General features: G+C 62.1%; 18 protein-coding genes and 2 pseudogenes. 12 read left to right on the top strand and 8 right to left on the bottom strand.

The genetic code is table 11. From position 1 onward, the window contains the following. The 3 genes from R4P65_RS32355 to R4P65_RS33325 all read left to right on the top strand — a co-directional run. On the top strand, positions 1-333 hold a 333-nt coding region (locus R4P65_RS32355; protein WP_317829595.1), incomplete at its 5' end, for an IS110 family transposase. 108 nt (positions 334-441) lie between these two features. After that, positions 442-738, top strand: a complete 297-nt coding sequence (locus R4P65_RS32350; protein ID WP_054828350.1) for a transposase — start codon at positions 442-444, stop codon at positions 736-738. Between the two features lie 5 nt (positions 739-743). Further along, positions 744-1,418 carry an IS3 family transposase gene (locus R4P65_RS33325; RefSeq protein ID WP_411742621.1) on the top strand — a complete coding sequence of 225 codons (675 nt, stop codon included), beginning with the start codon at positions 744-746 and terminating at the stop codon, positions 1,416-1,418. Here R4P65_RS33325 and R4P65_RS32345 read toward each other — a convergent pair. After that, positions 1,315-2,514, bottom strand: coding sequence for an IS30 family transposase (locus R4P65_RS32345; protein WP_411742622.1), 1,200 nt, complete (start codon positions 2,512-2,514; stop codon positions 1,315-1,317). The two genes, R4P65_RS33325 and R4P65_RS32345, sit on opposite strands and share 104 nt — an antisense overlap. A gap of 244 nt (positions 2,515-2,758) precedes the next feature. Between R4P65_RS32345 and R4P65_RS32340 the strand changes: the two are divergent. Further along, positions 2,759-3,052: pseudogene (locus R4P65_RS32340) on the top strand (transposase); the annotation flags it as partial. A gap of 28 nt (positions 3,053-3,080) precedes the next feature. On the opposite strand, the gene R4P65_RS32335 reads toward R4P65_RS32340, so the two are convergent. The 3 genes from R4P65_RS32335 to R4P65_RS32325 all read right to left on the bottom strand — a co-directional run bounded on the left by R4P65_RS32335 (position 3,081) and on the right by R4P65_RS32325 (position 5,418). Further along, complete coding sequence (locus tag R4P65_RS32335; RefSeq protein ID WP_317829594.1) at positions 3,081-3,494, bottom strand: hypothetical protein; 414 nt, start codon at positions 3,492-3,494, stop codon at positions 3,081-3,083. 49 nt (positions 3,495-3,543) lie between these two features. Further along, complete coding sequence (locus R4P65_RS32330; protein ID WP_317829592.1) at positions 3,544-3,705, bottom strand: hypothetical protein; 162 nt, start codon at positions 3,703-3,705, stop codon at positions 3,544-3,546. Positions 3,706-4,155: 450 nt separating this feature from the next. Then, entirely contained in the window at positions 4,156-5,418 is a 1,263-nt protein-coding gene (locus R4P65_RS32325) for a 5-methylcytosine restriction system specificity protein McrC (protein WP_317829591.1), read from the bottom strand. Positions 5,419-6,280: 862 nt separating this feature from the next. On the opposite strand from R4P65_RS32325, the gene R4P65_RS32320 reads away from it, so the two are divergent. Both R4P65_RS32320 and R4P65_RS32315 read left to right on the top strand, forming a co-directional pair. Next, positions 6,281-6,922 (top strand): nucleotidyltransferase domain-containing protein, encoded by a 642-nt coding sequence (locus R4P65_RS32320; RefSeq protein WP_317829590.1) that lies wholly within the window; start codon positions 6,281-6,283, stop codon positions 6,920-6,922. After that, entirely contained in the window at positions 6,922-7,308 is a 387-nt protein-coding gene (locus R4P65_RS32315) for a hypothetical protein (protein ID WP_317829589.1), read from the top strand. The genes R4P65_RS32320 and R4P65_RS32315 overlap by 1 nt, the downstream gene beginning before the upstream one ends. A 1,117-nt stretch (positions 7,309-8,425) precedes the next feature. On the opposite strand, the gene R4P65_RS32310 is transcribed toward R4P65_RS32315, so the two are convergent. After that, positions 8,426-8,998 (bottom strand): TIGR03086 family metal-binding protein, encoded by a 573-nt coding sequence (locus R4P65_RS32310; protein WP_317829588.1) that lies wholly within the window; start codon positions 8,996-8,998, stop codon positions 8,426-8,428. A gap of 650 nt (positions 8,999-9,648) precedes the next feature. On the opposite strand from R4P65_RS32310, the pseudogene R4P65_RS32305 reads away from it, so the two are divergent. Continuing rightward, a pseudogene (locus tag R4P65_RS32305) lies at positions 9,649-9,977 on the top strand (IS1380 family transposase); the annotation flags it as partial. Positions 9,978-10,175: 198 nt separating this feature from the next. Here the strand turns inward: R4P65_RS32305 and R4P65_RS32300 are convergent. Then, on the bottom strand, positions 10,176-10,469 hold the full coding sequence (locus R4P65_RS32300) for a hypothetical protein (protein ID WP_317829587.1): 294 nt from the start codon (positions 10,467-10,469) through the stop codon (positions 10,176-10,178). Between the two features lie 95 nt (positions 10,470-10,564). On the opposite strand from R4P65_RS32300, the gene R4P65_RS32295 reads away from it, so the two are divergent. The 4 genes from R4P65_RS32295 (at position 10,565) to R4P65_RS32280 (ending at position 14,613) form a co-directional block, all read left to right on the top strand. Continuing rightward, entirely contained in the window at positions 10,565-11,095 is a 531-nt protein-coding gene (locus tag R4P65_RS32295; RefSeq protein ID WP_317829586.1) for an ABATE domain-containing protein, read from the top strand. A 2,341-nt stretch (positions 11,096-13,436) separates the two neighbouring features. Continuing rightward, complete coding sequence (locus tag R4P65_RS32290; protein ID WP_317829130.1) at positions 13,437-13,598, top strand: hypothetical protein; 162 nt, start codon at positions 13,437-13,439, stop codon at positions 13,596-13,598. Then, the gene (locus R4P65_RS32285) at positions 13,595-14,182 is read left to right on the top strand and encodes a PRC-barrel domain-containing protein (protein WP_317829585.1); all 588 of its coding nucleotides are present in this window, start codon (positions 13,595-13,597) and stop codon (positions 14,180-14,182) included. Before R4P65_RS32290 ends, R4P65_RS32285 begins: the two co-directional genes overlap by 4 nt. Next, positions 14,182-14,613 (top strand): PRC-barrel domain-containing protein, encoded by a 432-nt coding sequence (locus R4P65_RS32280; protein ID WP_317829584.1) that lies wholly within the window; start codon positions 14,182-14,184, stop codon positions 14,611-14,613. Before R4P65_RS32285 ends, R4P65_RS32280 begins: the two co-directional genes overlap by 1 nt. Positions 14,614-14,840: 227 nt before the next feature. On the opposite strand, the gene R4P65_RS32275 is transcribed toward R4P65_RS32280, so the two are convergent. Next, positions 14,841-15,197 (bottom strand): hypothetical protein, encoded by a 357-nt coding sequence (locus tag R4P65_RS32275; protein WP_317829583.1) that lies wholly within the window; start codon positions 15,195-15,197, stop codon positions 14,841-14,843. Then, positions 15,187-15,393, bottom strand: a complete 207-nt coding sequence (locus R4P65_RS32270; RefSeq protein ID WP_317829582.1) for a hypothetical protein — start codon at positions 15,391-15,393, stop codon at positions 15,187-15,189. The genes R4P65_RS32275 and R4P65_RS32270 overlap by 11 nt, the downstream gene beginning before the upstream one ends. 1,460 nt (positions 15,394-16,853) lie before the next feature. On the opposite strand from R4P65_RS32270, the gene R4P65_RS32265 reads away from it, so the two are divergent. After that, a partial coding sequence (locus R4P65_RS32265; RefSeq protein ID WP_317829581.1) for a UPF0182 family protein occupies positions 16,854-17,314 on the top strand: 461 nt, incomplete at its 3' end.

Below are 17,314 nucleotides of genomic sequence, written 5' to 3'. Positions count from 1 at the left end.
GTTGCAGCGACTGTCCTGATCGCGTGGTCACATGCAGGTCGGGTGCGCTCCGAGGCCGCATTCGCCTCGCTCGCCGGGACCTGCCCGGTCCCGGCTTCATCAGGTAACACGGTGCGCTACAGGCTTAATCGCGGCGGTGACCGCCGGCTGAACAGAGCCCTGACCACGGTTGTGATCGTGAGGATGCGGGTTGATCCCCAAACTCGCACCTATGTCGAACGTCGACGAGGAGAAGGCCGCACGACCAAGGAGATCATGCGAACCCTCAAGCGTTACGTCACCCGGCAGCTGTTCCGGACACTTGCCACTGCACACCCAATCTTGGTGTCTTGAAAGATATAGAAGCATCCCGGAGTTTCCGGAGACTTTGATGTGCCCTCGGTTTGGCCGAGTCGGTGAACTTGGTTTTCTGGCTACGATCTTGTCCAAGGAGGCAGGACCATGCCGAAGAGATATCCCGAGGAATTTCGCCGTAAGGTCCTCGATCTGGTCGCCGCAGGACGGCCGATCGCGGAAATCGCCCACGATCTCCAGGTCAGCGACCAGACGATCTACGGTTGGCGCAAACAGGACCTGATCGACACGGGGCAGGTACCAGGACTCTCACGCCTCGAACAATCCGAGCTCACCTCGGCGAAAAGACGTATCCGTGAACTCGAGAACGAAGTCGCAATACTGAAACGGTCCCGTGAGCTGCTGAAAGAGCCACATGACCCAAAAGGCGATTCGCGGCCATAGCGACAATGGCCGCGGAAGGACTACCTGTGCAGGCGTCCTGTCGCCTACTGAAGGTGTCCGAAGCGGGGTACTACGAATGGCGCAACCGACCACCGTCACTACGCGCTCTGCGGCACACCTGGCTACTTGAACAGATCACCGCAGTGCATGCCGCATCTCGCGGTACATACGGCGCCAGGCGCATTCACGCCGAGCTCACCCTTGGACTCGGTCTGTCCGTCGGACACAACCAAATCGAGGCCGTGATGTCGCGCGCCGGCATCAAAGGCCTACCCGGGACCAGACGGCCGAAATCTCGACATCAGACACCGACAGCCGGCGACCTGGTCAACCGGATGTTCACCCGTGAACAGCCAAATCGGTTGTGGGTCACTGATATCACCGAACATCGCACTCGTGAAGGTAAGGTTTTCTGCGCGGTTGTCCTGGATGCGTTTTCAAGACGGGTCGTGGGGTGGTCGATCGATTCCAGTCAAACCTCCGCGCTGGTGACCAACGCGCTCTCGATGGCCATCTCCAACCGTGCACCGCTCGAAGGAACCGTGATTCACTCCGATCACGGGGTGCAAGGCGTATTCAACCGGTCGAAGCAACACGTTGCTGTTGAATTGATCGTAGGTGTTCGTCCCAAGCTTCAGCGGGGGTTCGCCATTGGAGTCGTTTCCGTGGTCGCGTGTTGAGAGCGTGGGCGACTGCCGCAAGATCGTCTGGGTTCCATCGCGAGAGATCAGTTCCCTTCGGAAAGTATTGGCGCAGTAGTTCATTCGTGTTCTCGTTGGTGCCTCGTTGCCATGGGCTGTGTGGGTCGGCGAAGTAGACCTTCAGACCGGTGTCGATGGTGAACTGGGCGTGTGCGGACATCTCTTTCCCGCGGTCCCAGGTCAGCGAGCGTTTGAGTTCGGTGGGCATCGACGCCAGTGCCTGTGCCAATGCTCTGTTCATCGACACCGCTCCGTATCCCGACAGTGCTGGCCCGTTCTTGGTGATCGGTTGCTGTCGCCACCCACGCTCCCGTGGCAGGTGCACGAGGGTGGTGTATCCGGTTGTGCGCTCGACGACGGTTCCGATTGCGGACCTGTCCGTACCGATGATGAGGTCACCCTCGTGGTGCCCGGGGATCGCACGGTCGTCGGCTTCTTCGGGACGCTCGCTGATCAGTACGTCCGGGCTCACGTGAGCCCAGGCAGCACGCTTTGCTCTTGCCCGCGGCATGCGCAGAGCACGGCCGGTGCGCAGGCACAAGATGAGTTCGCGGCGCAGCGCACCGCGACCCTCGATGAACAGGGACTGGTAGATGGCTTCGTGGCTGATTCTCATGCTCAGATCATCCGGGAAATCGATTGGTAGCCGGTTCGAAATCTGCTCGGGGCTCCACGCTTTCACCCATCGGCGGTCCTGACGATGGGGCTTGTTCAAGCCTTTCCATTGCCGTTCGAGCGGTCCGGCGACAGCATCGCCGCCCGGCATGGTGATCCGGCCCGAGAGTCGGTCCTCAACGTAGTGCCGTAACCGATCGTTGGCCGTGAGCTTGGCGGTCTTCGGGCGGCGGGCAAACAACTCGGCTTTCCAGTGCGCCACGCTGGCGCGGTATTCGAGCTTGCCTCCACGCGTGGCAGCGTTGCGGCGCAACTCCCGCGAGATCGTCGACGGACTCCTCCCGATGGCACTCGCGATCGCGCGCACTCCGTGGCCGGTGGCGTGCAGGATCGCGATTTCCTCACGCTCTGCCAAAGAAAGGTACCTGCCTGCCGGCGCGGGCCACGAGTACGGCGTCATCCCGCCAGCGTGCCGGAACCACCGCTGACCAACCGCTTGTGCCACGCCGACAGCGTCAGCTGCCTCGCGAGGTAGCTTGCCAGTACTGATCTGCTCCCAAAAATCTCGTTCCTTAGACCGAGGATGGCCCGGCGCTCCCGGTGACCTCATCGGAGCCCTGCCCGTCACCTCCCGCACCCAATCCGATGGACGACCCACAACACCCTCCTGACCTCGAATGTTGCTTCCACCGATTGAGCCCAATCAGTACACCTCAAAGGATTTCGCTTCGCTTTGCCGGAAACTCGGTGTCACACAATCGGCGGGAGCGGTGGGCACGAGCGCAGACAATGCCCTGGCCGAGTCGTTCAACGCGACACTCAAACGCGAAACACTACAAGGCGCAGCCCGCTGGGAATCGCCCCGGGCGGCAAGGCTCGCAGTGTTCCGATGGATCACCCGCTACAACACCCGGCGTCGGCACTCGTACTGCAACTATCTCAGCCCAGTCGACTACGAAACCGCCCACACATCCGATAGCCTGCAGCAAGCCGCGTAATCGCAAATCCCGTGTCCAGTCTCCGGGGTCAAGGCCCAGCTTCGAGCGCATAGAGACTGGCTAAGCCGTGTGTGGCGAAGCGGAATTCGGCGTCTTCATCCATTGCAAGAATCCAGGCGCAGCGCAGTACACGACAGCGCGGGAAGTGACCAACTCGTCCTGTGGTGCCGATCAGGACGATTTCGGAGCGAATCGCTGCATCGCCCGCATTCTTCTCGATCACGTACCACCAGAGCACCTCCACGCAACTCGGGATCGATGCAGGTAAACCTGCTGAATGGCATTCGTTGCCGACGACGCTGTGGATGGCCAAGCGCATAAGGCTTTTCGAGTTCAAGGTCGATGCCCACACGACGCGGCATTCTGGCGCTGTTACCGCATCCAGATCTAGATGACCGCCGCGCATTGAGCCTGTTGTGTCGGTACTGGCCTCTAGATTCAAGTCCGGTAACACCACCAAGACGGATGGTGACTTTGTAGTCAGCGAGTTGCTAGACCGCTTTAACGTAGCGGTCGTGCAACTTCGAGATCTGTTCCGCGCGTTGCTTGTCCCGCTCCAGCGCGAGATTCTGTTGAGCCGCATCTACTTCGTCTGCGTGTTTCTGAACCTCGTGGGCGTGTTTGTCGAGTTCCTGTTGATGCGACAGACTCACCGTCCAACGTGAGTAGCTCGGCTTGCCAGTAGATCAGCGAAGCAGCAACGACGACGGTAGCGAAAAGACCAAGCCCCACCAACCACTTCAGGGACAGGGCTTTCTCATCCGGCTTGACATGTTTGAACCACCATTTTCGCAGCTCCGGAGCACTCCATCCTGCCAAGAGTCCTGGAACAAGCAGACCGACGCCGAATGCTATCCATTGCCGCCAGTGCCAATCCCACCGGACGTCGACGCCATCCGGGGTGAGGGCCTCCGCGACGATCCACCAACAAATGAACGCCGCTGATACTGCACTGATGAAAGAAAAAGCGCGCAACGCAGGATGCAACTTCAATTGACTACAGAGCTTGACCTGTAACGAAACCACCCGTTAATCCCTGACTTTCATTCGTTGGTCCCAAAACCCAGTAGCCTGCATTATCCGATGCTGCTTGCCTGCAACGACTACGAGTCGTGTCCGACCACCGAGAATTCATCGCCGTTCCGAGCCCTCATAGTCTCGACGAGCGTGTCGATCGAGGCCAGCAACTCCGCTGGCGGCGTGGTCAGGTCGAGGGCGTGGCAGTAGATGGTGATGTCGGCGCCGACAACCTCGACTGCAGGGGAGGCGGTGTCGCCCTTCGCGTAGATCAAGTGACCTTCGCGTAGTCCGAGTGCGGTGCAATAGGCGGTCAGTTGGTACATGTCCGCGTTCGGCCCCCTCTTGCCGGCAGTGATCGTTTTGTACTTGGCGTCGATCACCGCCACGGGCTTGTCGTCGCTGTTGCACCAGGTCAGGTCAGGTTCGATCGTGACGGTGCGGCCGTGATCGAGGTAGCGTGTCGGGCCGGATCCGGGGCGCACACCCCTGCCGCCGCGGCGGGCGATCGCAGCAGCGGTGGTGGTCATCAGAAAATCCTCGAACACTTTCCACATGTCGAGGACGAAGCCTCGCACGACGACGTTCCCGACGCGGTGCTCGATGGACTGATGCTCGGTGATCAACTCCGACAACTGCAATGCCCAGTGGTAGCGCTCGTTCAATCTCGTTCGCGCCGGGGACGGTTCGGCACCAGCGGTGGGCGGTGTGACATCTGCGAGGGCGCGGCGGAGCCTGGCCAGCCTCCTCTGCAGACGGGGCGGGACTACCGCGGAATCGAGCAGAATCAGGGTGGCGGCGAGCAGCAGCTGGTTTTCGGCGATGTCTTCGTCGTATTCGTCGTAGCGGATCTCCACAGGCAGTGCGAGCCCGAATCGTCGGGTGATCTGATCGCCCGCGCGTAGCCGTCCGCGCAAGACCTGGCCCGAGTCTTCGACTTCGCGGTAGCCGGAGAGCAACCCGCGGGCGGTCGCGCGCTCGGCTGCCACGACGAACGCTTCGGCCAACGCCGCAACCAGGTCGGTATCCGTGTCGGCGAGTGCGGTGTGCTGCGACCACCACGCAGGGTCACGGACGTATCCCATCATCCACATCACGCGACTGATCGGTGTTTTCGGTTCCACCCTCACAGTGAGAGCACCGACGGTCACGGCACCGATCTTTCGGGTGGCGGCCAGTGTGAACACGCCGGGAGTGGTCGTGGGTGTGACCGTGACCAGACCGGTGGCCGCGAACGCTGCAGCTCCCTCCGGCGTCAACGCCACCTGCGGGCGGCACACCAGGCAGCCGGCGCAGCCGTAACCGCATGGTGGCCGCTCGAAGAGGGTCACCGTAACTGGGTCATTCACCGGTGGTCACGCTCTTCTCCAGAGCAGCAAAGCCGTATCGGGCTTCGAGATCCACAGCGGGAGTCACCGAAGTGGAATTCTTCGAGCAACGGGATGATCGCGATGCCGAAATACCTGCGCCAATCCCCCATCACTATGGACCGCCGGGCGCATGAAATACGAGGGTCCGATCTGGAAGTCCGGATCGTCGATCGCAGCGTTCAACGCAAGATGCAGATCCGCGACACGCTGCGGACACGTGCGGGCGGTGAACCACCGCCTCAGGAGAAGATTTCGTCGGGTCCTGCGCCGGGTGCAGCGGAACGAACCCGAAGCGCCGCCGCATGGCGGTGTCCACGAGAGCAATCGAACGGTCCGCGGGGTACATCGCGGAAGATGATCACCACATTGCGTGGCAGCACGAACGACTCGGCATCGCCCGAGGAATACATCAGATCGATTGCCTGCCCACACGCGCGATCGCCGGATCACCGCCATCCGATGTTCGTCGTCGTTCGCGGCGCGGACTGCATCCGAAGCGACGATGCGGTACGCAGCACGGGCGGCCGACCGCCCGGGGAGTCAACACCCGGTTGGTTGGCCATGTGCGGCCGATCATCTGCTCGACATCAATTGCCGCGGCGGTGATATTCCCACTTCTTATGGCAGTTAAGCCCCAGAACAAGCTCCAACAGACGATCGGCGGCGAAAACGTCCCAACCACAAGTCGGCGGGATCGTCGGCGCAGATTCCCGGTCCGCTTGCCGGAGTCTTGCTGAACGGGGACATGCCCTACTGTGCACGTGCCCTGGACTTCTTCGCGAAATACTCCAACTATAGTTGCTATAATCAAACTTTAATTGGAACCTAGGAGGTGCCTGCCATGCAGCTGAACAGGCCGTTCGCCACGGTAACGCCGACCCTGGACGGCGACGTGCTTGCTGTCTTGGCGAGCGCGGACGTCACGTTCACGATCAGCCAAGTCCAGCGCATCCTCGCCACGGGCTCAGGCGAAGGCATCCGCAAGGTCCTCAACCGCCTCGTTGCGCAAGGTGTGGTGCTCCACGATCAGGTAGGTAGGACCAACACCTACCGCCTCAACACCGAGCATCTCGCAGCCGAGCCCATTATGGCGCTTGCACAGCTGAACTCCACCTTCCTCAAACGCCTCGAAAAACACCTGAACGGGTGGCTCACGACGCTGCGGTACGCCGCAGTATTCGGATCGGCAGCGACCGGACACATGAAGCTCGAGAGCGACATCGACCTGTTCCTGGTGCGCGCCGCCGACACCGGCCACGACGGGAACGACGCGTGGGAGAAACGGGTAACCGAACTCGCCCGACTAGTCACCGCGTGGACCGGCAACGACGGCCGCATCGTCGAGTACACCGAGGACGAATTCCGTGCCGCGGCCGCCGCCGGCGAACCCCTGCTCCGAGACGTGGCAAAACAGGGCCTGACCATAGCGGGGACACGGAGCTGGTTCAACGCCCAGCTACGCCCCGCTGCGAAGAGGTCCTGATGGCGGGACAACGCGACTGCGACTCCGTTGTCACCGCAGGGCGCATGTCCAAAGCAAACGAATTCTTCGACGCCGCTGACCATCTCGGAGAGGAGATGCCCAACGCCGCCGGGGACTTGTACGTCGACGCAGGTATCGCCGCCTCGGACGTACTCTGCTGCCTGCGCCTCGGCGTGCACTCGAACACCGGCAACCACAGCGAGGCCGTTGCCCTACTCAAACGTGCCGACAACGGATCCGAACGGCATCTGAACACACTGCTGAACTTGAAGAACAAGGCTGCCTACACCCACCAGGACCTAACCTCTGCGGAATTGAAGAAGATGAACCGCGCAGCGGAACACCTGGTCGAGGCAGCCAAGCAGGCAACGGCCGCTCGGAGATAGTCCCCCGACTCCCCGGATCCAGCGCGCCTGCCGTTGCGCACGTGCAACGTCGAGTCCTCGCCGGACCGACTCGGCTCAACCACCTCGCCGAACCCAACCCGCGCTACCGACAAGAAAAGCGCCCCACATCTGGCGGGTGTCGATATCAATTCGGCCGATGCGACCGCGGATGGAGTCCGCATTCATGCGTCGCCGTTGTCGACTTCGGCAAGATACTGTGACTGCTGGCGTCAGACTTCTCCAACTGCCGCGTGCGAGACGGTCCTCTACCACACACCCGGACGCGATCATGTTCCCTATGAAAGATCGTTAGTTGGCGGGTTGGGTTCTACTGCGTCAGAACTGTCGCAGCCGCAACACCCGGGCGATGCGAGGCGGCGAGCAGCTCTCGCAGTCGGTCAGCCGAGACAGGAGCCCCAGGGTCGGCCAGGTAGCTATTACCGAAGCCGTGCACTCCCCTCCAATCCGCACTGGCTCGCATCGGTGTACCCACGAAAAGGCATCCCTCACAACCACCACCTGAACGCGCTCCCACCGCCGATGTTTCAGCCCGCTGGCCGCGAGGTAACTACCCCACGCGGCGAACGGTTCGGGTGAGTCGCACACAGGCGCCCACCAGCACGCTGGTCACTCACGGCGGTGGGCGCCTGCCCCCGAATCGACCGCACCCCACGACCTTCTGGTTTCACGAACCACACGCCTTCCACCGAGATCCGATCATCGACCTCCCCCGACGGCACCGAACCCACCGAAACGGTTCGGCACATCTAGGGCGATTTCCGTGCCCGTAATCAAACACGCACCTCCGTGACACCCTCAAATCTGACACCGCTACCCCCGCTCACACACAACCCGACTCGGACGCCGAGCCGTCGAACCTCGACCCAAAAAGAGGGTCCACCAGCGTCTACGCGCTCAGCGACGCCTGACCACCCTCCGGACCCTGATCCCTAAGCTCCGCCCCGGACGTCACACCACGGCCTGGGACGTCAGCGGAGAGGTTCGAGAACGCGCGGGTCATTGTCCGGGGAGAGTTCACGGCGGTCGAAGCTTCGTACGATTCCTGTTGCAGAGCAACATGATCCGGGCGGACAGCGACCCCCGTCGCTGGTTCACCTCACGGCCGTGGATCACGTCCGATGAAGGCCAGAAATCGAGTCTGAACGTCGGAGCCGTCAGCCACATCCACCCGTGGCCCGTACAGACCGCTGGACCGCAGCACCTCATCCCAGGACTCCATACCCGCAAGCATCACGGCGCAGCGTTCAGGGGCGACGGTCTCGTCCTGACCGGTAGCGCGCGCCAGGTCCCAACTGTGCATGAACACGTCAGCGGTGAAGAACTGCGTCACAGCCTGAGGTAAGGGTGCCTGACCGGTCTTCGGGTGCGAGAAAACTTTGTCCCCGGCAGTCGGATCATCGAGCACGGCTTGGACACCCTCGTTGAAGACGCGCCACGCAGCTGCCGGATCGTCATCGACGTCCGGACCGGCAGGCAAAGTGATGCCGGCACCTTCCTGAAGGAACGGCGGAAACCACTCGACGAGGTGACGAACAACGTCGCGGGCCTTCCAACCCTCGACCGGCGCCGCCCTGTTCCAGCCTGCCTGATCGGGTACACCTTCAATGATTTCGGTGAAGCGGCCGGCAAGTTCGCGGTACTCCTCAGCGGGGGTCTGATCGGTGGTCATCTGGTCCTCAGTTCTTCTGAATTGCACCGGAATACATTTGCTGATGCCTTACGACATGGTGGCTCTCGGGATTAAGAATGCGGCCTCTATCTCCTCTGTCGTCGGTCCGCCCACCACCCGACCATGAGCACCGTACCCGTCGTCGCAACTGAACACGGCCGCAACTGCATCCGATGCGACCAAACCCTGACGATCACGATGCTCGAAGGACCCGCACCCGACACCCGACCCCACCCGAGAAGGAGTCGTGGACTGCCCCAACGGGTGCACCGGCGCCATCGACCCGCAAGAACCAGACACCCACAACCCTTCCGAACCACAGCAGGCACCTCATACCCCGGGCTCGACACCGGAAGTATCTGGGTGTGCGAAGTATCCCGGAAATACACTGGACCGTCGCCGAACTGCAGGCGCTGCTGCAGCAGGATCGTCGAGAACTCCCTGCAAGATTGCTCACACCCGCCTTCCTCCCGCTGATCGATGACCCTTCCCCGTAGTCGACAGGCGCGCGCCTGGGTGAGGCGCTCTGGCGCGATGCCGGAATCCGAATCAACAGGTGGTCGTAGAGCATCGGCCGCAATCCCGACGTCACCCTCGCGCGCCTGATTCTCGAACTCGTCCTGCGGTTCTGTTGCATCGACCCCGGAATTCACCACCGGCATGCGATCATCGAGCAAGTGCATGCGGATCTGAAGAACTCCGCCCCCGCTCACATGCCATCAGCGCATTTTTTGCGCGAACGCTGCCTGGCTGGTCTGCGCGGTGATGGCATTCAACGTCACCCGCGCCGCAGCGACCCTGACCGGCGACCCGGCGACCACCGGGACCATCCGAAACAAAATCATTTCGGTTCCTGCACAGATCGCCTACTCCGCCCGCACGCTGACGTTGGACCTCCCGACGGGATGGCCGTGGGAGAAACCCGCGGATGACGTTGTTCGAGAACATGTTCGACAGAAACGTGCCGATCACCGCCTGACCGATCCGACTCTTGCCCGCCCACGATGCGAAAGACGCCAGTGGAACACCCCGACAACTGAGGTCGGCTGATCAGCCACGCCCACCGCTCACCCGATGGCGCGCAACAGAATTCGCAACAACTGAATCAGCACATCGGTGCATTCACGCTTAGCGAGAGGGGCGAGGGCGCCGTCGCTTCTCGCCCCGCCCGTCTGCGTCAAGCGGTATGGAGGACCGTTGCGTGACGCATTTCGTGGACATGGCCGATCTTGGAGAAGAAACCTTGAGTATTTGTGTCGCTGGGCATTTCATTTCCGGCCCGTGCTGCTGCCTCGGGGCTTGCCCAGATAAGGCAGTCCATCAACGATCCGTCGTCGAACTGCGCCAGGTGGGCGCCGATGAAGTCCGCTCCGTACCGCTCACGGAGGACGTTCACCATGTTGTCGCGTTCTCCTGCTAGTGCCGCCGAGTTGTCGGTGTCGAAACGCACGTACTCAATCGTGGTGGTCATTGCATCCTCTCCAGAAATATCACGGTTTTGTGAAGTCAAAACCGTGACTGAAAGATATCACGGTTTCGGGTTATTGAAACCGTTACACTGTGGTGGTGATCAGAGATCCCCACTCGATGCCGTGGATCGGATACGACTGCGTATTCGATCTGGCGAACACCGTCGTTCTCGGCGGGGGGCAAGCGCGAGATCTGGACTTCTTCGTCGATGTGGACCTGATCGCGCGATGGCGTGAGCAGGTCTGTGACCGGCGGTTGGCTAAGATGTCGGTGGCACAGCTGTCGGATCTGCGGGAGCTCGTGCGGGATGTGCTCGACGCGTCGGATACGTCGAGAGTTCTGCCTGATCAGGCTTTGTCGCGGTTGAATACACTGGCCGCCCAGGCGCCTGTCACCTTCGAGATGAACGACTCGGGTGAACTCCAGGAACGGGAGTGTGGTGGCGATGCCGAAGCGGTAGTTGCCCGTCAAACGCTCCGAATGTTGGCGGGGGCTGGGGTGCGTCGTTGTCGTGCGCCGAGTTGTGGAATGTTCTTCACCCCTCGCCGAAAGGATCAGAGTTGGTGCACCGTTCGCTGTGGTGCTCGGGTACGTGGCGGTCGGCGTCAGGGGAGTTCCATGGGGTGAGTTGATCGTTCGGGGATGTGCGAAGTTGATCGCAGCAACTCACCAACCGCGCGGTAGTTCCCACCGAGTGCAGCAGGACAGGCATCCATCAACTCCGGTACACGCCGCGGAGAAAGCAGCCCCGGGACATGCCATCAGTCCCGGTCAAAGGCAAAAGGCAAGGACACCGCCACACGCCGAGGACGACGCCCGCTCAGCATGAACGTGAAGCCCGCCGCTCCCGATACGCGAGGACAGTTCAGGGGGCCGCCGAGGCGATTCCAGTCGCACTTCGGCGGTCCGTGCGCGCCGCAGCGGACCAATGAGACCGCACGCAGGTCGGGTGCCTCGCCCGCATACGTGTGACCGCTCACGAGCGAGGGGTGCATCCCGATGGACAATCGGAAAGCGCAGCCGACTTTACCGAAGGACCAGGTGACCCGCCGGACCTGATACCGACTGATGCCGAGAGAGGCAGGCATTCAGGGGTGCCCACTCGGCGTGCCGTCGGGGACGCCGAGTAAGCGTCTGCGCGCCGCAGTCTGGGGAGACGGACACGCAGATCGGAAGGCCCGCCGTTGGGCAGAACTCGTAGGGGGTTCTGCCCAACGACGGACAATATGAGAGCCTAACGCGCCGCCGCCATCACGGTATAGGTAAAGAAATGACTCGATGCACCCGGAAAACGGGGTTGTGTTTATCGCTGCTGGTCAAGGACTTTCGACGTTCACCGAACTTTTCCGTGCCCTCGCGGCGCACCGGAAGGATGCCTCACCCGCACAGCCCAGACAACGACGGCGATCGCGGACACCACCACAGTTGCAGGCACCATGAATTTCAGCCGACGCATCACGAACGTCAGCGTAACGACGCAAGCTGCGTGCGAGCGGACGAAGTCGCGAGCCTGGGCACCCGTGGTCACAACGAGGGGGGACCCACCCCCGGCGAGTGACAGCCAGCAGGCAGGTCGTGTGCGACATCCCCGAACTCGAATGACCACCTTGCCGCACCGGATGGGTAGCCGGGGGCAGCGGAATCGAAACCCCGGCCGACAATATTTATCGACTGGGGTTCCTCGAACGTCGTCGATGCTGAGCACGCAGCACACAACGACCCACCTGCCGTGTCGAGCAGACCCCTCATGTCCAACCCCACGTACCGAATCTAAAACAGCACAAGAGGTTTGGTCTAGCGGGTTGCGTTCGACAAGGTAAATGAAGGACTAACAGCGCGATCCGGCGCCGATGCGGGCGGCGTGCAGGGTTCACCGGCGAGTGTGTGATCAGCACGCCGGTGAACCCTGGGTGCGCCGAGAACCGAGGCGGAAGCGGCGAACCGTTCGTGGTGCCCCGCCGACGATCTGGGGAGATCGCGCCGGCGGGACGTCGCCATACCCGAAGTTTGGGGACCGGGTGACGCCGCCGCCGAAAATATACGGAGAGCTGGTTTCCGCTACCAGTCGTCGCCCGGTAACGGGCACTTGGCTGTTTGATCAACGCGTTCAGCACACACGCTCCCCGGATCATCAGAAGTCCCGATGCATTGCTGGGGAGGCACTGTGCGGACGTGGGCCCGTCGGCCCGGGAGGGGCAGGTCGGCGGGGACTGGAGGCGAGTCGTCCCTCTCAATACCGTCCGACAACTGGCCTCAATATCGACGATACGCGGGTGCCCACACCCGCCAGCGGACTGGCGGGTGTGGGCTTGTGCGACCGAACTGACCACTCAGAATTGCCGCTACGGTAATGCTATTCATCTCTATCGGCTGACGGACGCTTTCGGTAGCACCCAATCGACTGCGGGTGACGGCACCAGGGCAGCCAGTTCGTGAATTGATGTGGTCCGCCCGGTCGCTCGTCAGTAGCAACCGGGCGGAATGGGTGCGCACTGTGCCTGGCAGGCGAAGCGTGCAGTCCACAGGTGGCCCACCGATTTCTGTGTGGCAGTTCCCGGCCAGCCGTGCGTCCGAACCGGCATAGGCTGACACATCGTCAATGCTACTTCTCGAGCTCTACACCGAAGCACTGCAACCTCCCCGGCCAACGCGACAACCTGAACCCAGGCATGTGGCGTACGTGTTGGCCTCTGGTGATCGATCGATCCACGCAGCGCCTATTCGACGACGATGTCGTCTCGGGTGGATAGTTTCTCGACGACATACGCCCGTCGCTCCCGACCGCAGACGAGCTCGTGCCCGCCCCTGCGCGATGTACCGAGACAGTCGATCTCGGCCTCAAATATCTGGCTGTATTGCAGTGCAATGGGAGTATTGTGGCAACTAGCGGCGGGTTTCCCCGAGTCAGCGGAGCGGGTCGAGGGGACCTTGAAGCGCCCATGGAGCAACTCGGAAAAGAGGTTGCCAAATGCAGTGGTGGACCTGGCTGATCATTGTCATCGTCATCGCCGCCCTAGCCGTCGGTGCGTTCATTGCGATACAAGCTCACCGAAGGACCGGTGGAGTCATCATCTCCGATCCCGACACATCCACACACGGCGGCGACGAGGAGAACGGAAGCCCCCGATGAGCGTGTTGATGCGGTGCAGCGAGATCATCAAACGGCCCGTCATCACGATGGACGGTGAGGACGTCGCTCAAGTCAAGGACGTCGTCTACGGCGCAGACGGCGGAGAAGTTGCCGGCTTCACCCTCGCCGGCCGAGGAATACTGGCTGGCCCCCTCGACCGCAGTGTGGTGTGGAATTCGGTCGCGGCGCTCGGCTCCGACGCGATCATGATCGCCGACGAAGACGCACTAACCCCCATCGAAGACCTACTCGGAACCACGTCATCACGCCGAGGATCCGGCAGCGACGTCCTCGGCGCCGAAGTCCTCACCGACACCGGCACCGCCCTCGGCGAAGTGGTCGACGTGATCGTCGAAGTCGACACCGAGAACCGATGCTGCGACGTCGTCGGATACGAAATCGTCTCTTCGGAAGCATTGGGCCACAAAGGAACCAAGGTTCTCATTCCGCTACCCGACACCCTCTCCGCCTCCGGCGACCATCTGCTAGTACCAGCAGATGCTACAGCGTTCGTGCGCGACGACCTTGCAGGCTTCGGCGCAGCCGTCGACGCGTTCCGACAACAACTGAAAGGCCACCACTGATGCTCTTCTCCGCAGTATCAGGTCGCCAGGTCGTCGGATCCGGTGCGGCCGACACCATCGGCGAAGTCGCCGGATTAGTCGTCGACCCCACCACCCGCCGGATACTCGCCGTGCACGTGAAAAAGGCCGAATCAGGCTCGGTACTGCAGTGGTCGAAAATCGGCGCATTCGGCGACGACGCGGTCATCGTCGACACATCGCAAGCAATCACCGACCCCGACGACGAAACCGCAGCCTTGGAAGGAAAGTCCCACAACCTGCTCGGTAAGCGCGTACTTACCTCAGCGGGAAACGACATCGGCACGATCGACGACGTGGACTTCGACCCCCAGTCCGGGGCAATCACATCACTGATCCTCGATACCGGGGACGTGCCTGGGCACCGCCTTGTCGGAGTCGGCTCCTACGCCGTTGTCGTCGACACCCACTGACCCCAATCCGCGGCCACAGACAACCACAGATTGTGTGCCGCCGCGCACTCACACTCTCCGAGACGAAGGCCGGTTATGGCCACAGCTACGGTGAGAACCGGAATTCACTCGACGTCGAGGTGGCCGAACGCCGCGACCGCGCCCGACGACAACACCGTCGCGATCGAGACAAGGACCCTGAACGCAGAAAACGACACACCGTCGACGAGTTGATTGCCCCCGACCGCCTAGAAGAACACGAGGTGCAGCGGCTCGTCGAGCGAGTGTGCATCCTGAGATAAGGGCGTGTGGTGGTCACCGCCACCGTCGAAAGTATATATGGTGAGTAGCAGAATGATCAGGGGCAGAAAGTTGGCGTACAGGTTCGCATTCAACCATCCCGATGCCGACGTCAGCGATCCACTGATACCGAACAGTGCTGCAACGGTGGAGTTTTCCGAGGTGAACTGATCGAGTCCGGTTTCGTTCTGAAAGGCCGGGTACAGCGCGACGATGACGAGGGCGTAGACAGTCATTCCGAGCGAATAGCCGACGATGGATCGTCGCCGGAGCAGTAGATCGAGCCGGACGACGTCAGTGGACATCAGGCATCCCCGAATCGGGGGTCCTGCGGTAGTAGCTCAAGAACAGTTCGTCGAGGTCCGCATGCCCCGCGGCGATGTCCACCGCACCCTGATCGGCTGCCGTTCGCAGCAGCGGCGCCACCGGGCCGGTCACCGTCAAGGTGATCCGGCCGCCCTCGTAGGCGCGCACCTGAACGCCGTCGAGCCGGGCGAACACCTCCGGGCGGGCATCGTGGTCGAAGCGCAGTTCGATCGATCGCGGCGAACTTCGACGCAGGTTATGGAGTGTCGTGCATCGCCGGTCAGAATGAAGACGGGCCCCTCGGACTGGTCGTGACCCTCCCGCTGAGTCGCACCCGAATCGCGCTGCAGAAGGTCGCGGCAATGTGGCTGGTCGCGGTGCCGGTGTCGCTAGTGCCCGTGTTCTGTGTAATGGCCGGGCGCGGATTCGACCTACATCGACATCGACGATTCCTCGGCGAACACCGAACTTCCGGGTGAGGTGCTCGACGCGGACAATCGGTGCACCGCTCGCGGTCACTCTCGAATGATACTGCCCCGCCCCACCACGCGAACGAAACATCACGGTCGTGTGCAACACTCTATACGACCGCGAAAACTCTAGTTCTCAACCCAATGTCGCAGTGCTGCAATAGATTACCGACAAGAGAAGAGTGCACGATCAGCGCCGCACGACAGTAGAAGAATCCATGCGAAGATAATCCGGCCGACACCACCAATAAGATATCGCATCCATTGGCGCGAGCACCGCGTCTCACGTCTGGGCTCTGGCTCTGGCATCACTCTCTGCCCCCCGAGCGAAAGAGACCGGCAGAGTCTCCGGGACCCGGAAGGACCGAAATACGGAGCATGAGATGACCCGCCGGGTTCGCCGCGAGGTACATCACCCGGCGGACCGTGCACGCCGCCGGCCGCCACAGATAGCGGCATGCGTTCAGGATGCCCACCCGGCGTGCCGTCGGGAACACCAGGTGAGCGGGTGCGCGCCGCAGTCCGGGGAGACGGACGCGCAGTTCAGCCGGCCCGCCGGCGCCTACAGGTGACGAGACTCCGACGGACCGATACACACCCGAACTGAACAGGCACCGGGTATGCAGTCCAGGTGGTCCGCTGCAAGCACGCAACTGCGGGGGGTGCACTCACCGCGGACCATGGGCAGCCTAACGCGCCACCGCCACCGGGTAAAGACAATCCAAAGACAAGGCGGCTCCGGAGCGCCGGACCTACGTTTATCGTTCCTGGTCAAAAACTTTCGGCGTTCAGCGAACTTTTCCATGCCCCAGCGGTGCGCCGGACAGATGCACCGACGCCACAATCCGCGCCCCACCTCAGTGGCAGAAGCCGCAGTCGTTGCGGCCACCATGAATTCCCTCGCTTCTCGGCGTGGAAGCTCAGACGATCCGCAATCGCGGCCGCCCTCGCTGGGCGAGAAGTGCCGTCCGCGGTCGCGGCGACGGCGGATCACCTCCACCAGCAGACAAGACGGTGCCTGCTCGAGAAACTCTCACCGAACGCGTCGCGGTCGTGAGGGTTAGGCATGGGTTGTGAGGGGCTGTGCCGCCAGTCCGGTTTCAGTAGAATGGACGGACAAATGGTCGCGACCCCGATCCCTTCACGCATGTTCGCTCATCGGGGAGCGGTTGAAGGGAGGGCCCGGTGGATTCGTCCGAGCATCTCCTGCCGATGTCTCGTCGAGGTCGCGTACTGATCGGCGTGCTGGCTGCGTTCGTGGTGGGCCTTCTGACAGTGCCGCGGTTCGTTCTCCTGTACACCGACTGGTTGTGGTTCGGCGAAGTCGGTTACCGCACTGTGTGGACCACGATTGCGTCGACACGGTTGATCTTGTTCGTCGTGGTCACCGGAGTCGTCGCGGCGATCATGTTCGCCGCAGTGGCGTGGGCGTACCGCACCCGTCCTCTGTTCGCATTCTCGGCCGCGCCGGACAAGGACCCACTCGAGCCTTACCGCACCGTCGTCATGCGCCGTGGCCGCGTCCTCACTACAGCCCTGTCGTTGGTCATCGCCCTGCCGTTCGGGCTGCACGCCCAGTCGAACTGGGCGACCGTGCAACTGTTCCTGCGCGGTGGATCGTTCGGTACCTCCGATGCCGAGTTCGG

Origin of the sequence: Rhodococcus sp. IEGM 1318, assembly GCF_033142465.1 — a bacterium.
GTDB classification, from domain to species: Bacteria; Actinomycetota; Actinomycetes; order Mycobacteriales; family Mycobacteriaceae; genus Rhodococcus_F; species Rhodococcus_F qingshengii_B.
This window is presented reverse-complemented; position numbering and strand designations above follow the sequence as displayed.

Bases quoted from the DNA above. Each gene is read 5' to 3' on its own strand.
- R4P65_RS32350 (WP_054828350.1), top strand. From the start codon at position 442: ATGCCGAAGAGATATCCCGAGGAATTTCGCCGTAAGGTCCTCGATCTG.
- R4P65_RS33325 (WP_411742621.1), top strand. From the start codon at position 744: ATGGCCGCGGAAGGACTACCTGTGCAGGCGTCCTGTCGCCTACTGAAG.
- R4P65_RS32345 (WP_411742622.1), bottom strand. From the start codon at position 2,514: ATGACGCCGTACTCGTGGCCCGCGCCGGCAGGCAGGTACCTTTCTTTG.
- R4P65_RS32320 (WP_317829590.1), top strand. From the start codon at position 6,281: ATGCAGCTGAACAGGCCGTTCGCCACGGTAACGCCGACCCTGGACGGC.
- R4P65_RS32315 (WP_317829589.1), top strand. From the start codon at position 6,922: ATGGCGGGACAACGCGACTGCGACTCCGTTGTCACCGCAGGGCGCATG.
- R4P65_RS32310 (WP_317829588.1), bottom strand. From the start codon at position 8,998: ATGACCACCGATCAGACCCCCGCTGAGGAGTACCGCGAACTTGCCGGC.
- R4P65_RS32300 (WP_317829587.1), bottom strand. From the start codon at position 10,469: ATGACCACCACGATTGAGTACGTGCGTTTCGACACCGACAACTCGGCG.
- R4P65_RS32290 (WP_317829130.1), top strand. From the start codon at position 13,437: ATGCAGTGGTGGACCTGGCTGATCATTGTCATCGTCATCGCCGCCCTA.
- R4P65_RS32285 (WP_317829585.1), top strand. From the start codon at position 13,595: ATGAGCGTGTTGATGCGGTGCAGCGAGATCATCAAACGGCCCGTCATC.
- R4P65_RS32280 (WP_317829584.1), top strand. From the start codon at position 14,182: ATGCTCTTCTCCGCAGTATCAGGTCGCCAGGTCGTCGGATCCGGTGCG.
- R4P65_RS32275 (WP_317829583.1), bottom strand. From the start codon at position 15,197: ATGTCCACTGACGTCGTCCGGCTCGATCTACTGCTCCGGCGACGATCC.